General features: G+C 59.3%; 11 protein-coding genes. 8 read left to right on the forward strand and 3 right to left on the reverse strand.

The window, feature by feature from the left end; all coding sequences use genetic code 11:
* The 4 genes from K8W16_RS03515 to K8W16_RS03530 all read left to right on the forward strand — a co-directional run.
* The coding region (locus K8W16_RS03515; protein WP_304121202.1) for a TRAP transporter small permease at positions 1-271 on the forward strand (271 nt) is incomplete at its 5' end.
* 3 nt (positions 272-274) lie between these two features.
* Complete coding sequence (locus K8W16_RS03520) at positions 275-1,540, forward strand: TRAP transporter large permease (RefSeq protein WP_304121204.1); 1,266 nt, start codon at positions 275-277, stop codon at positions 1,538-1,540.
* 56 nt (positions 1,541-1,596) lie between these two features.
* Positions 1,597-2,592 (forward strand): TRAP transporter substrate-binding protein, encoded by a 996-nt coding sequence (locus tag K8W16_RS03525; protein ID WP_304121206.1) that lies wholly within the window; start codon positions 1,597-1,599, stop codon positions 2,590-2,592.
* Positions 2,593-2,877: 285 nt separating this feature from the next.
* Positions 2,878-5,724: a molybdopterin cofactor-binding domain-containing protein gene (locus tag K8W16_RS03530; RefSeq protein WP_304121207.1), complete on the forward strand. Its 2,847-nt coding sequence runs from the start codon at positions 2,878-2,880 to the stop codon at positions 5,722-5,724.
* 223 nt (positions 5,725-5,947) lie between these two features.
* Here K8W16_RS03530 and trpB read toward each other — a convergent pair whose 3' ends face one another.
* Together trpB and hypD are read right to left on the reverse strand one after the other, a co-directional pair.
* Positions 5,948-7,162: a tryptophan synthase subunit beta gene (trpB, locus tag K8W16_RS03535; protein WP_304121208.1), complete on the reverse strand. Its 1,215-nt coding sequence runs from the start codon at positions 7,160-7,162 to the stop codon at positions 5,948-5,950.
* A 353-nt stretch (positions 7,163-7,515) separates the two neighbouring features.
* Positions 7,516-8,616, reverse strand: coding sequence for a hydrogenase formation protein HypD (hypD, locus tag K8W16_RS03540; RefSeq protein ID WP_304121209.1), 1,101 nt, complete (start codon positions 8,614-8,616; stop codon positions 7,516-7,518).
* Positions 8,617-8,991: 375 nt separating this feature from the next.
* Here hypD and rpsL point away from each other — a divergent pair, with 375 nt between their 5' ends.
* From rpsL to K8W16_RS03560, 4 genes are all read left to right on the forward strand, one after another.
* The gene (rpsL, locus tag K8W16_RS03545) at positions 8,992-9,366 is read left to right on the forward strand and encodes a 30S ribosomal protein S12 (RefSeq protein WP_304121210.1); all 375 of its coding nucleotides are present in this window, start codon (positions 8,992-8,994) and stop codon (positions 9,364-9,366) included.
* Positions 9,367-9,444: 78 nt separating this feature from the next.
* Positions 9,445-9,915, forward strand: a complete 471-nt coding sequence (rpsG, locus tag K8W16_RS03550) for a 30S ribosomal protein S7 (protein WP_077073593.1) — start codon at positions 9,445-9,447, stop codon at positions 9,913-9,915.
* Between the two features lie 6 nt (positions 9,916-9,921).
* Entirely contained in the window at positions 9,922-12,000 is a 2,079-nt protein-coding gene (gene fusA, locus K8W16_RS03555; protein ID WP_304121211.1) for an elongation factor G, read from the forward strand.
* A gap of 248 nt (positions 12,001-12,248) precedes the next feature.
* Positions 12,249-12,851 carry a sugar O-acetyltransferase gene (locus tag K8W16_RS03560; protein ID WP_304121213.1) on the forward strand — a complete coding sequence of 201 codons (603 nt, stop codon included), beginning with the start codon at positions 12,249-12,251 and terminating at the stop codon, positions 12,849-12,851.
* A gap of 385 nt (positions 12,852-13,236) precedes the next feature.
* On the opposite strand, the gene K8W16_RS03565 is transcribed toward K8W16_RS03560, so the two are convergent.
* Positions 13,237-13,453, reverse strand: a 217-nt coding sequence (locus K8W16_RS03565) for a transposase (RefSeq protein WP_304121214.1), incomplete at its 5' end; no start/stop codon positions are given.

Here is a 13,453-nt window from a genome sequence, read left to right on the forward strand (position 1 = left end):
CATTGATATTCTTATCTATTTTATGAAAGGCAAGACAAGAGAATTCTTATTGACACTCTGTGAACTCATAAATGTCTTTTTCTTCTCCTTACTGGTCTATCTCACATGGGATATGACGCTCCGCGTGCGCGAGCTTGAACAGACCGCATTCGCCTTTCCCTATCCTATATATATTACATGGTTCATCATGTTTCTATTCTGCATTCTCTGTGCCATTGCAGCGATAGAATCATTTTACAACCACTTTAAAAAACTGACCGCAAAGGAGTAAAATATGTCTATTATTGTTTTATTTATCATACTTGTCACTCTACTGGCCATAGGGTCACCGATAGGCGTAGCCCTGTGCATAAGCACGCTTGCCGGTGTTATCATAGATGGAACGCCCATAGTATTCTTCACGCAGAAACTTTATAATACGTTCGACTCCTTTCCCCTCATGGCGATTCCGTTCTTCCTTCTGGCGGGCGATATCATGCAGCGGGGCACGCTGGCCAACTCCCTGCTGGGCATGTGCAGCAGCCTGGTAGGGCACCTGCGCGGCGGCCTGGTCCATATTTCCATTCTGACCGCCCTGTTCTACGGCGCCCTGTGCGGCTCCGCCGCGGCGACCGTCGCGGCCGTGGGCGGCATCATGATCCCCGCCATGGTCAAGGAAGGGTATCCCAATGAATTCTCCACGGCCGTCAATGCTTCCTCCGGCGGCCTGGGCGTGCTCATTCCTCCATCCGTCCCGCTTATTCTGTACGGCGCTACCGGCGGCGTCTCCATCACCGGCCTGTTCATTGCCGGCATCATCCCCGGCATTCTCGTAGCTATCAGCTTCATGCTGACCGCCGCCATCATTATCCGTAGGCACAACTACGGGATACAGCATCCCAAACAGAGCGCGAAAGAAAGGCTGAAGGCCGTATATCAGGCCCGCTACGCCATACTTGTCCCCGTCATCGTCCTGGGCTGCATCTACGGAGGAATCACCACTCCCACTGAGGCCGGATGCATTGCCGTCATCTATGCGCTCGTTGTCGAAGTCTTCATCACCCGCAGCATGACGCTGAAGCTCTTCCGCGAATGTCTGGCATCCTCCATGCGCACCCTGGCTTCCATTTTCCTCGTCATTGTCGGGGCAACCGCTCTCGGCGTGTTTCTCGGTTACCACAACGTGGATAAAATGCTCATCGTCGCCGTCCACGCGCTGACCGCAGATCCGTATATCTTCATGATTTTGATGCTCATCCTGCTGCTCATCCTCGGGACCATCCTGGACTGCTCCGCTTGCATCCTCATCATGACTCCGCTTCTCGTCCCTCTGGTGCAGAGCTACGGCGTGGACACCATCCATTTCGGCATCTTCATGACTGTCGCACTGTGCATAGGTTTCCTGACTCCCCCGGTAGGAACCAACCTGTTCGTGGCCTGCGGCATTTCAGGGCTCAGCATCATGCAGCTCTCCAAAGCTGTGCTCCCCTTTATTGTCGCAATGCTGGTCGTCGTAATACTCATCATGTTCATTCCGCAGATAACCCTGCTGCTTGTATGAGCATGCTGTCTGCAGAACACATTTCAAAAAACTTTTAACCATTTCAAGGAGTGCGTATGCGTAACCTCGTCTCCCTAGCCGTCTTGCTGGGTCTTTGCGTCGCCGTCCCCGCAAACATCGCCTGTGCCGAGCCTATTTCCATAAAAGTATCGTGCCAGAACAACATCACGGACCATCCCGGCCAGGCCCTCTCCACCTTCAAAAAGGTCGTTGAAGAAAAAAGCAAGGGGAAATACAAGGTCGACCTGTATTACAGCAACTCCCTCGGCGCGTGCGACACCGTCGTGCAGGGCATACAGTTCGGTACCATCCATTTCGGCTTTGAGACGACCTCAAACCTGTCGCAGTTCGATTCCCGCCTCGGCATCACGGACTGCCCGTACCTGTTCCTGACCAAGGAAGACATGGACAGGGTGATCAACAGTGAATTCGGCAGGACGCATATTCTGAACATCCTGGAGAAAAAGGGAATCAAAATATACAGCATCATTCCCAGCAGCTACCGCCCCATGGCCACCATCGAATACTGGCGCACTCTGGAAGACCTGAAGGGAAAGAAATTCCGCTCCACGGCAAACAAAATCCACATGGGTATCATCTCCTCCCTCGGCATGACCCCGAGCCCTCTTCCTCCCTCTGAAATGGTGCCGGCTATCCAGCAGCATGTGGTAGACGGTTCCGACACGGACGTCACCGGCCTCATCAGCTACCGCTTCTGCGACGTCGTCAAGCACGTCCTTCTGGCCGACTACAGCGTCGTCGCCTTCGCCTTCTTCGGCAACCAGAAGTGGTACGACAAGCTTTCCGATGAAGACAAGGCCGTCTTCGACGCCGCCTCGGACGCCTTCTATGCCGACCTGAAGAAACGCTATGAAACGGCCACGGAAGAAACCTACAAGGAGCTGCGTGAAAAGTACAACATCGTCATCACCCAGCTTGACGACAAGGAAAAAGCCCGCTGGATCGAACGCACCAAGCCCGTGTACGACCTGCTCAACCCCGAACAGAAGGAACTTGTCGAGCAGATCCGCGTGGAGCTTGAAAAAAAATAAATAGTTCGAGCAAGGTGCCGTTCTTGCACGCGCCGTGAAAACTTTCGGCTCCCCGGAAGAACGGCACCCCTTCCCTCATCGCCGCCGGCTGCCCCTGAATGTCCTCCCTCGCTCAGGCACAATTTCCACCTGTGCCTGAAAACCGGAAAAACCGTATCCGGGCGTCAGCTTCCGGCTTCCGCGCAGTTTTTCCCCTGCGCATGAGAAGCGGCCGTCCCCCTGCCGGCACGCCTTCCCCATTCATCCCCCCTTTCCCTTCCCTTTTTTGTTCCAAGGAGTTTCAGAATGAGGCGCTTTATCCTGATCATAAACGGCGTACAACGCGAAGGAATCTGCGACCCGGAAAAGGATTCCTTGGCGGAAGTCGTCCGACGGCTAGGCCTTACCGGGACCAAGGTAGGCTGCGGAACCGGCCAGTGCGGCGCCTGTACGCTGATTCTCGACGGCAAGGTCGTACGCTCCTGCACGAAAAAAATGAAAAACATCCCTGACTTCTCCAAAGTGGAAACCATTGAAGGCCTGGGCAGCCGGGATCATCTCCATCCGTTGCAGCAGGCTTTCATGACTTATGCGGGCGTTCAGTGCGGGTTCTGCTCTCCGGGCTTCATCATGTCCGCCAAGGGCCTCCTGGACACGAACCCCTCTCCTTCCCGGCAGCAGGTACGCGACTGGTTCACAGCCCACAACAATATCTGCCGCTGTACGGGCTACAAGCCCATCATCGACGCCGTCATGGCGGCCGCAGCCGTACTGCGCGGTGAAAAGACCATGCAGGACATTACCTTCACGCCCCCGGCCGACGGCTCTCTCTTCGGGTCGGCTGTTCCCAAGCCGGGCGCCCTTGCCAGAGTGCTGGGGCAATGCGAATACGGGGCTGACATTGCGCAGAAAATGCCGTCCGGGACATACCATCTTGCCGTCGTCCAGGCAAAGACCCATCACGCCCTTATCAAAGGCATCCATACGGAAGAAGCACTGGACATGCCCGGCGTCGTGCGGGTGATCACCGCCGGGGACGTGAAGGGCACCAACAGGCTGGACGCGCCCTTCGGCCCCGTGAGGCACTACTCCGACGCCAAGGGACGCCCCGTCATATGTGACGACAAAGTCTACAGGTATGGCGACATAGTCGCCGTCGTTGCCGCCCGCTCGCGCGCCGAAGCCCGCCAAGCCGCGGCAAAAGTACATGTGGACTACGAACCCCTGCCCGCGTACATGACGTACGAAGAGGCCGTCACCCCCACGGCCAGACCCATTCATGAGCATGTCGCCGACGTCGGCATTCCCAACCTGTTCATGGAACAACCCATGTACAAGGGCGAGGACGCCGGAAAAATCATCGACGAAGCCCCCTTCTCCGTGTCCGCCAGTTTCAGCACCAGCCGGGAACCCCATCTGGTTCTTGAACCGGAATGTGTTCAGGCCTACCCCGAGGGGGACGGCGGCATCGCCGTTCAGTACAAGGCCCAGTGGCCGCACAGCGCCATCTACTTCATGGCAGACGCCATAGGCGTCCCCCAGGAAAAAATCCACATCATCCAGAATCCCGTGGGCGGCAGCTTCGGCTACTCCATGTCGCCCGGGGCCCTCGCCCTTGCCGCCGTATGCGCCCTTGCCCTCGAAGCTCCCGTTTCTCTGGTCATGAGCTATGAAGAACACCAGAGCTTTACGGGAAAACGCTCTCCCTCCTATGCCAACGCCCGACTGGCCTGCGACAGGGAAGGGAAGTTCCTCGCCATGGAATACCATGTCGGCGTGGACCACGGCGCGTACGATGAAAGCGCCGGGGCGCTTGCTTCCAAAATCGCTCGCTTCTTCGGCTACCCCTACTCCATCGACAACATACGCGGCCTGGTGCAGCTCGCCTACACCAACAACGCCTTCGGCGTTCAGTACCGGGGCTTCGGCTCCCCGCAGACCTATATGACAAGCGAACAGCTCGTCGACATGCTCGCGGAAAAAATCGGCATGGATCCGTTTGAAATCCGCTACAGGAACATCGCGCATGAAGGGGATCTGTGCACCACGTCCGTCCCCTATCGGGAATACCCCATGCAGGCCATGATGGATATCATGAAGCCCTACTACGACGCCGCGCTGGAAAGGGCGCGCAGCGCCGACACGGAGGAGAAGAAACACGGCGTCGGGCTCGCCTGGGGCGGATATCATGTCGGCAAACCCTCGCCGGAACACTCCGAAATCATCCTTGAACTCAATGCCGACAACACCGTCACCATGTTCAACTGCTGGATGGATATCGGTCAGGGCGCGGATCTGGCTTCCCTGGTCCACCTTCATGAAGCCCTGCGGCCCCTAGGGCTTACTGCGGAGCAGCTCCATTTCGTTTCCGGCGATACCGCGCTTGCTCCCGACATGGGGCCTTCCGGGGGCAGCCGTTCCTTCCATGTGGGCGGAAAGGCCACGCAGGACGCCGCCGAACAGCTCCTCAACGCCATGCGCAAACCCGACGGGACCTACCGTACCTGGCAGGAAATGAAAGACGAGGGTATTCCGACCCGGTATCTCGGAAAATTTGAAAAAATTTCCGCCAACATCGACCCCGACACAGGCCACGGATACGGCGCTGTTGCCCAGAACTACATGCTTTTCCTGGCAGAAGTGGAAGTGGAGGTCGCCACGGGGAAAGTTCAGGTGACCAAGGTGACCATTGCCGCCGACATGGGCAGGGTGGGAAGCCTGCACGGCGCGCTGGGACAGGCTTGGGGCGGCTTCGCCCATTCCCTGGGCTTTGCGCTCAGCGAAAACTACGACGACGTGAAAAAACATGCCACCATGCTGGGTGCGGGTGTGCCGCGCTGCAACAATATTCCCGACGACATACAGATCATCTTCCATGAAACGCCGCGCCCGGAAGGCCCCCTCGGCGGCACGGGCTGTTCCGAAGGCTTCCAGAGCGCCGGACACGCCGCAATCCTGAACGCCATTGCCCATGCCGTGCATGTGCGCATGCATACGCTCCCCGCGACGCCCGACAAAGTCAAGGCCGCTATGGAAGCGCGCGCCAAAGGCGAAACTCTGAACCAGCGTCCGTGGAATCTGGGCTGCGCACTGTACGACAGGCTGGAGTATCTGCGGGAGCATCCCTACAATAAGGAAAACAACTACCGGTAGTTATTGATGAAGCGCAGCTTTTGAAGGCCCTTTCAAAAGCTGCGCTTCCTGGGGGCGGCGGAAGGAATGAATCCTCGCTTGCGCCGCTGCCCGCCTTCTCCCGGGGCGATGCCGCGACACGCTGAGCGTCCCCTTCCGTCCGTACGCTGTTTCGGACAAAAGCCCTGTGAAAAGGGGCGGAACCCTGCGGAGCCGCCCCTTTCGTTTTCTTTTTTGGGAAGAACTACACCCTGCCCTTCAGCAGGTCGGCAATCTGCGTCACGTCCTTGTCGCCGCGGCCGGAAAGGCAGACCAGGATGATTTTGTCCTTATCAAGCGCAGGCGCGATGCGCATGGCGTGGGCCAGGGCATGGGAGGATTCCAGCGCGGGGATGATGCCTTCCTTTCTGGACAGCGTGAGGAAGGCGTCCACGGCCTCCTCGTCCGTCACGGTGACGTATTCGGCGCGGCCGGAATCTTTAAGCTGGCTGTGTTCCGGGCCCACGCCGGGGTAGTCGAGACCGGCGGAAATGGAATACACCGGGGCGACGCCGCCGTTCTCATCCTGAAGAAGATAACCGTTGAAGCCGTGCAGGATGCCGGGCTTGCCCTTGCACAGGCTGGCGGCATGTTCCCCGTAGCCCGGGCCCCTGCCGCCGGGTTCCACGCCCACAAGCTTCACGCCCTCATCGTCGAGGAAGCCCGCGAACATGCCTATGGCGTTGGAACCGCCGCCCACGCAGGCCACGGCATAATCGGGCAGGCGGCCTATCTGCTCAAGGCACTGAGCGCGCGATTCCTTTCCTATGACGGACTGGAAATGACGAACCATGACAGGGTAAGGATGCGGCCCCACGGCGGAGCCGAGCACATAGAACATGTCGGGGTCCTTCACGAAACATTCCAAGGCCTCGTCCACAGCCTCCTTGAGGGTACGCTGCCCGCTCATGGCCGGGCGGACTTCCGCGCCCATCATGCGCATGCGGAACACGTTGAGGGCCTGGCGGCGCATGTCTTCCTCGCCCATGTACACGATACATTCCATGCCGAAGAGCGCGGCCGTGGCCGCCGTGGCCACGCCGTGCTGGCCCGCGCCGGTCTCCGCCACAAGGCGCGTCTTGCCCATGCGTTTGGCCAGAAGCACCTGGCCCAGAGTATTGTTGATCTTATGCGCGCCGAGGTGGTTCAGATCCTCGCGCTTCAGATAAATCTGCGCACCGCCGAGCTCACGGCTCAGGTTGCGGCAGTGGAACACCGGGGAAGGACGCCCGCAGTAATGGGCGAAAAGATCGGCGAGCTCGGCCTTGAACTCGGGGTCGTCCCTGTATTTAATGAAGGCTTCGTTGACCTCGTCCAGCACCTTCTTCAGAGGTTCTGGCACATACTGGCCGCCGTAGGGGCCGAAGAAACCGGTTTCAAACGCCTGGGCACAGGTCTTGCTGGATTCGGAAACGCTCATGGCTTGCTCCTTCTTATTTGAGGGGAGCACGGCCTTCCGATTCTGCCTAAAAAAAAACCGCGGCCGTTGCTCCGACCGCGGTTCGATAGGTAATGTGGTGAATACTCCAGAACCCGGCCCTTTTAGCAGGGCCACCACCACTGGCAGAAAAAGGATATGGCGTTCTTCGTATTCATGGGTTTATCTTCTAACAAAACAGGGGACTTCTGTCAAGGAAAAATCGCCCTGAAAAACGCAGTTCCGCTCTCTCTTCCGGCTGCGGGACAGCTTTTTTCCCTGCGGGAGAGGCGAAGCCCGCACAGGCCTTCCGCCGGGCGCAACATGCACGCCGGCGGCCTTGCCGCGCAACGGCTCTACGCGCCCTTGTACCGGTACCATGCCGCGCAGCTTCCCTCGGTGGAGACCATGCAGGGGCCGGTAGGATTCTGCGGCGTGCAGACACTGCCGAAAAGCGGGCACTTATCGGGCGAAAACGCGCCGCGCAGGATATCGCCGCAGCGGCAGCCGGGGATATGCCCCGTGTCCTCAAGCTCCAGGCCGAGCCGCTCCAGCGCGTCGAAATCCTGCCACTCCCCGCGCAGGGCAAGCCCGCTTTGCGGGATAAGCCCGAGCCCCCTCCAGCGTGCGTCGGCCACGGAAAACACCGCCTCCATGATATGCCGGGCATGGGGGCTCCCCTCCGGCTTGACGGCGCGCGTGTAGGTATTGCCCACCTCCGGCTTTCCCTCCCTCAGCATGCCCACCATGAGGCAGAGGGCGGAAAGTATGTCCGCCGGCTCAAAACCGCCCACCACGGCGGGTTTTCCGTACTCCCGCGCAAGGAAGGAAAAAGGCGCAAGCCCCAGCACCACGGCCACATGGCCGGGCAGAAGAAAGGCGTCGATGCGGTTCCCCCCTTCCCCGTCCAGAAGCGCGCGCATGGCCGGGGGCACGAGCTTGTTGCAGGGCACGATGCAGAAATTGGAAAGGCCCGCCCCGCGCGCGGCCATGAGCGCCCCGGCCATGACCGGGGCCGTGGTCTCAAAGCCCACGGATGGGAAAACCACGGTATCCGAAGGATGCTCCGCAGCAAGCTTCACCGCATCCAGGGGAGAATAGACCACCTGCACGCGCGCCCCTTCCGCCATGGCGTTCTTGAGGGAACGCCCGTCCGGCCCGGGCACGCGCAGAAGGTCGCCGAAGGTGGCCACGATGACGCCCGGTTTTTCCGCCGCGCGGATGAAGGCCGCCACCTCGGCATCATGGGTGACGCACACAGGACAGCCCGGCCCGGAAAGATGCTCAAGATGTTCGGGCAGAAGAGAACGCAGCCCGCTCTGAAAAAGGGAAACAGTATGCGTGCCGCACACTTCCATAAAGCGCACCGGCCTGCCCAGAGCCTCCAGCTCGCGGGAAAGCCGGGCAAGCAGGGCGCGACAGAGCGCCGGATCGTGAAAGGAGGAAGAAATGTCCATGCCTGCTCCTGAATCTGTTTCTCTTCTTGGGTAAACGCCGTGACTCGCCCTGTCAACGGCTTCCTCCGAAACACGCCTCTGCCTGCACCCGCCCTCCGGGAAAAAGGAAGGGAACCCTCTCTTTGCCTTGCATGCCCGCGCATCTTTCGCCAAGCGTGCAGGCAGGACATAACAGACGCCCCCCGGGGAAAAGGTCCGAGCGTCATGCGGCACGTTCAAAACACGGCAAGTCTTTAATATTGTTTTTCTTATGCTTTTTGAGCGTGCTCTACCGTCGTCCCGTCTTCGTGGAAAAATTCCTTGACAAAACGTACGTTCAAAGATATTTGATATCGTTCTTTGGCCTAACTTTGTGTTTTTATTTTGGAGGAACACATGCCTACTATTCAGCAGCTTATCCGTATCGAACGGAAGAAGGTGGTGAAGAGAAAGAAGACCCCGGCCCTGCAGGAATGCCCCCAGCGCCGCGGCGTGTGCACCCGCGTGTACACCACCACCCCCAAGAAGCCTAACTCCGCTCTGCGTAAGGTCGCCCGTGTGCGCCTGACCAACGGCATCGAAGTTTCGGCTTACATCCCCGGCGAAGGCCACAACCTTCAGGAACACTCCGTCGTGATGATCCGCGGCGGCCGTGTGAGGGACCTTCCCGGTGTCCGTTACCACATCGTCCGTGGTACCTTGGACACCTCCGGCGTGCAGGATCGCCGTCAGCGTCGTTCCAAGTACGGCGCCAAGCGTCCCAAGAACTGATCCTAGAGCTTCCGCTCCATTTTTATGGTCTTCCAGTGGTTCTGAAGGCCATTCCAACTTTCTTACGGAGGAATCACCATGCCCCGCAAAGGTCCCATTGCAAAAAGGGAAATTTTGCCTGATCCGATCTACAACAGCCGCCTCGTGGCCCGCTTCGTGAACCGTCTCATGTACGACGGCAAGAAGGGCCCGGCGGAAACCATCTTCTACCGCTCCCTGGAAATCCTCGGCGAAAAGACCGGCGAAGAAGCGCTGCATGCCTTTGAAAAGGCCGTGGAAAACGTGAAGCCCCATGTGGAAGTCAAGTCCCGTCGCGTGGGCGGCGCCAACTATCAGGTGCCCGTCGAAGTGCGTCCCGAACGCCAGATTTCTCTGGCTCTGCGCTGGCTCATCACCTATTCCCGCGCCCGCGGTGAAAAGGGCATGATCGCCAAGCTCTCCGCGGAACTCATCGATGCCTTCAACAACCGCGGCGGTTCCGTGAAGAAGAAGGAAGACACCCATCGCATGGCCGAAGCCAACAAGGCCTTCGCCCATTTCCGCTGGTAGGCCGCCATGTCCAACCGTACCTTTGAAATCAAGGATCTGCGCAATATCGGCATCATGGCCCATATTGACGCCGGCAAGACGACGACCACCGAACGCATCCTTTTCTACACCGGCGTGAACCACAAGATCGGTGAAACGCACGAAGGCGAGTCCACCATGGACTGGATGGAGCAGGAAAAGGAACGCGGCATCACCATCACCTCCGCCGCCACCCACTGCCAGTGGAAGGGCCGCACCATCAACATCATCGACACCCCCGGCCACGTGGACTTCACCATCGAAGTGGAACGTTCCCTGCGCGTGCTCGACGGCGCCGTGGCCGTGTTCGACGGCGTGAACGGTGTGGAACCCCAGTCCGAAACCGTGTGGCGTCAGGCCAACCGCTACAACGTGCCCCGCATCTGCTTCATCAACAAGATGGACAGAATCGGCGCGGACTTCTTCCACTCCGTGCAGACCATCCACGACCGCCTGAAGGCCAACCCCGTCATGCTGCAGCTGCCCATCGGCCACGAAGACGAATTCCGCGGCGTGGTGGACCTCATCAAGGGCAAGGCCATCATGTTCGACAAGGAAAGCAAGGGTTCCAACTTCTGGGAAGAAGAAATCCCCGCCGACCTTATGGACCTGTATGAGGAAAAGCGCCTGGAAATGATGGAAGCCGTGGCCGAGCAGGATGAGGCCATGATGGAAAAGTACCTTGAAGAAGGCACCCTTTCCGAGGAAGACCTCCATTACTGCATCCGCAAGGCCACCATCGCCCAGTCCATCGTGCCCGTGCTGTGCGGCACCGCCTTCCGCAATGTGGGCGTGCAGCTTCTGCTCGACGCCATTGTGGAATATCTGCCCTCTCCCCTCGATATTGAGGAAATGAAGGGCTCCAATCCCGACACCGGCGCCGAAGTGCTCTGCCCCGCGAGCGACAAGGCTCCCCTTGCCGGCCTCGTGTTCAAGCTGGCGGCCGACCCCTACATCGGCCACCTCTCCTTCTTCCGCGTGTACTCCGGCTTTGTGGAACCCGGCATGTCCGTGCTGAACTCCACCTCCGGCAAGATGGAACGCATCGGCCGTATCGTGCGCATGCACGCCAACAAGCGTGAAGAAATCAAGTGGGCCGGCGCCGGCGATATCGTCGCCCTCGTGGGCCTCAAGAACGTCTCCACCGGCGATACCCTCTGCCGCGATGACGCCCCTGTGGTTCTGGAATCCCTGGATATCCCGGATCCCGTGATCCAGGTGGCCATTGAGCCCAAGACCAAGGCCGACCGCGACGCTCTTTCCGCCGCCCTCAACAAGCTCTCCAAGGAAGACCCCTCCTTCCGCGTGACGGGCGATGAGGAAACCGGACAGACCCTGATCGCCGGTATGGGCGAACTGCACCTCGATATCATCGTCGACCGCCTGACCCGTGAATTCAACGTGAACGCCAACGTGGGCAAGCCCCAGGTGGCGTACCGTGAAACCATCACCAAACCCTCCAAATCCGACACCAAGTACGCCAAGCAGTCCGGTGGCCGCGGTCAGTACGGCCATGCCGTCATCGAGATCGAGCCCAATCCGGGCAACGGCTACGAGTTCATCAACTCCATCACGGGCGGCGTGATTCCCAAGGAATACATCCCCGCCATCGACAAGGGTATCCAGGACGCCCTGAAGAGCGGCGTGCTTGCCGGCTACCCTGCCGTAGACGTGAAGGTCAACCTCGTGTTCGGCTCCTACCACGAAGTGGACTCCTCCGAACAGGCCTTCTATGTGGCCGGTTCCATGGCTATCAAGGATGCCATGCGCAAGGCCACGCCCGTGCTTCTGGAACCCATCATGAGCGTGGAAGTGGTGACTCCCGAAGATTACCTCGGCGACGTCATGGGCGACCTCAACGGCCGCCGCGGCAAGGTGCAGGCCATGGAAGCCCGCGCCGGCGCCCAGGTCATCAGCTGCCATGTGCCGCTGTCTGAAATGTTCGGCTACGCCACCGACCTGCGTTCCCGCACGCAGGGCCGCGCCACCTTCAGCATGCAGTTCGACCACTACGAAAGAGTGCCCGCCAGCATCGCTGAAGAACTGGTAGCCAGCAAGAAGAACTAGTCGTACAGGTATTCCCGAAAGGCCAGAGAACATGAAGGCCGGGGCGCAGGCTCCGGCCTTCTTTGCACCCTGCTTCCGAGCGTGTTGCCGCGCGCCGGGAACGCGAGCACACGGCAACGCGCCTTTTTCTCTGCGGTACGCGCACCAGGAACGAAAAAGGAAGGGGCTGCGCCACCGGCGGAAAATGCTTTTTCACGCCTGCCGCACAAGATGAAATCCGCCCCGGAAAGACTCTTCATGGAGAAATCATGACGGAAAAGGAAAAAATGATCTCGGGCATGGCCTACAGCGTACTCGATGAGGAACTTATCCGCCTGCACAGGGCCTGTGTGGATGCCTGCGCCCTCTGCGACAGGCTCCTGCCTTCGCAGCTTGAGGAGCGGAAAAAACGCCTTGCCCGCATTCTTGGAAGAACCGGGGAAAGATTCCTCATCGAGCCGGGCTTTTTCTGCGATTACGGCTTCAACATCGAAATCGGGGAAAACTTCTTCGCCAACTATCGTCTCACCATTCTCGACTGCGCGCCCGTGCGCTTCGGCGACAACTGCTTCATCGGCCCTCAATGCGGCTTCTACACGGCCTGCCACCCTCTGGATGCGATGGAGCGAGCCTCCGGCCTTGAATACGCAAAGCCCATCACCGTAGGCAACGATGTATGGTTCGGCGGCCATGTCGCCGTGCTGCCCGGCGTAACCGTCGGCAGCGGCAGCGTAATCGGCGCAGGGAGCGTGATCACGCGGGACATGCCTCCCGGCGTGGTGGCCGCAGGCAACCCCTGCAGGCCCCTTCGCCCCATCACGGAAAAGGACAGACTCGCGGTATCCTCCGCCCGCCTGCCGGAAAAACGCTGAAGGCGGCTCCGTAAACTCAGGCTCTGAGCGGAATCCCTGCCGAAGGGACCGGACGTGCAGGCTCTCCACCTCTCCACGCCGTTTCCAGATAGGAATTTCCCCTTTTCTGCGCCCGCGCAGGATTATTGCGCGCCGCCTCCAGAAACGCATCCGGCGAGCTTTCCTTCCCCTCCGCCTTCTGTGCGGCGGCTCCCTCATCGCAGGCAAATCCGCCTTTTTTGGGGAAAAGCTTCCGCACTTCTGCCCTCCTCAGCCTGCCCGTCAACCGAATTTCCGCATAAGGGGGCCCACCGGCATAGCCGGTGGTTCCTCTTGTGCGCCTGTAAGGCTCTCTTACCAGCCGCGCCCTAACAGGCGCATGCACGGCCTGACCTCTGCGTTTCTGTTACCGGCGGCCCGTAAACGGGCTTCCGGCGTACGGGATACTTAACTGTTCTCCAAGTCTATCCTCGGTCAGTTGATGCCTGATATATTCGGCTATCTTTGCCTTATTCTTACCCACCGTATCGACATAGTAGCCACGGCGCCAGAACTCTCGATTACGATATTTAAACTTCAGTTCTCCGAACTGCTCATATATCATCAGACTACTCTTACCTTTC

This window comes from Mailhella massiliensis, from assembly GCF_020741395.1.
Classification (GTDB): Bacteria; Desulfobacterota; Desulfovibrionia; order Desulfovibrionales; family Desulfovibrionaceae; genus Mailhella; species Mailhella massiliensis_A.

Bases quoted from the DNA above. Each gene is read 5' to 3' on its own strand.
- K8W16_RS03520 (WP_304121204.1), top strand. From the start codon at position 275: ATGTCTATTATTGTTTTATTTATCATACTTGTCACTCTACTGGCCATA.
- K8W16_RS03525 (WP_304121206.1), top strand. From the start codon at position 1,597: ATGCGTAACCTCGTCTCCCTAGCCGTCTTGCTGGGTCTTTGCGTCGCC.
- K8W16_RS03530 (WP_304121207.1), top strand. From the start codon at position 2,878: ATGAGGCGCTTTATCCTGATCATAAACGGCGTACAACGCGAAGGAATC.
- trpB (WP_304121208.1), bottom strand. From the start codon at position 7,162: ATGAGCGTTTCCGAATCCAGCAAGACCTGTGCCCAGGCGTTTGAAACC.
- hypD (WP_304121209.1), bottom strand. From the start codon at position 8,616: ATGGACATTTCTTCCTCCTTTCACGATCCGGCGCTCTGTCGCGCCCTG.
- rpsL (WP_304121210.1), top strand. From the start codon at position 8,992: ATGCCTACTATTCAGCAGCTTATCCGTATCGAACGGAAGAAGGTGGTG.
- rpsG (WP_077073593.1), top strand. From the start codon at position 9,445: ATGCCCCGCAAAGGTCCCATTGCAAAAAGGGAAATTTTGCCTGATCCG.
- fusA (WP_304121211.1), top strand. From the start codon at position 9,922: ATGTCCAACCGTACCTTTGAAATCAAGGATCTGCGCAATATCGGCATC.
- K8W16_RS03560 (WP_304121213.1), top strand. From the start codon at position 12,249: ATGACGGAAAAGGAAAAAATGATCTCGGGCATGGCCTACAGCGTACTC.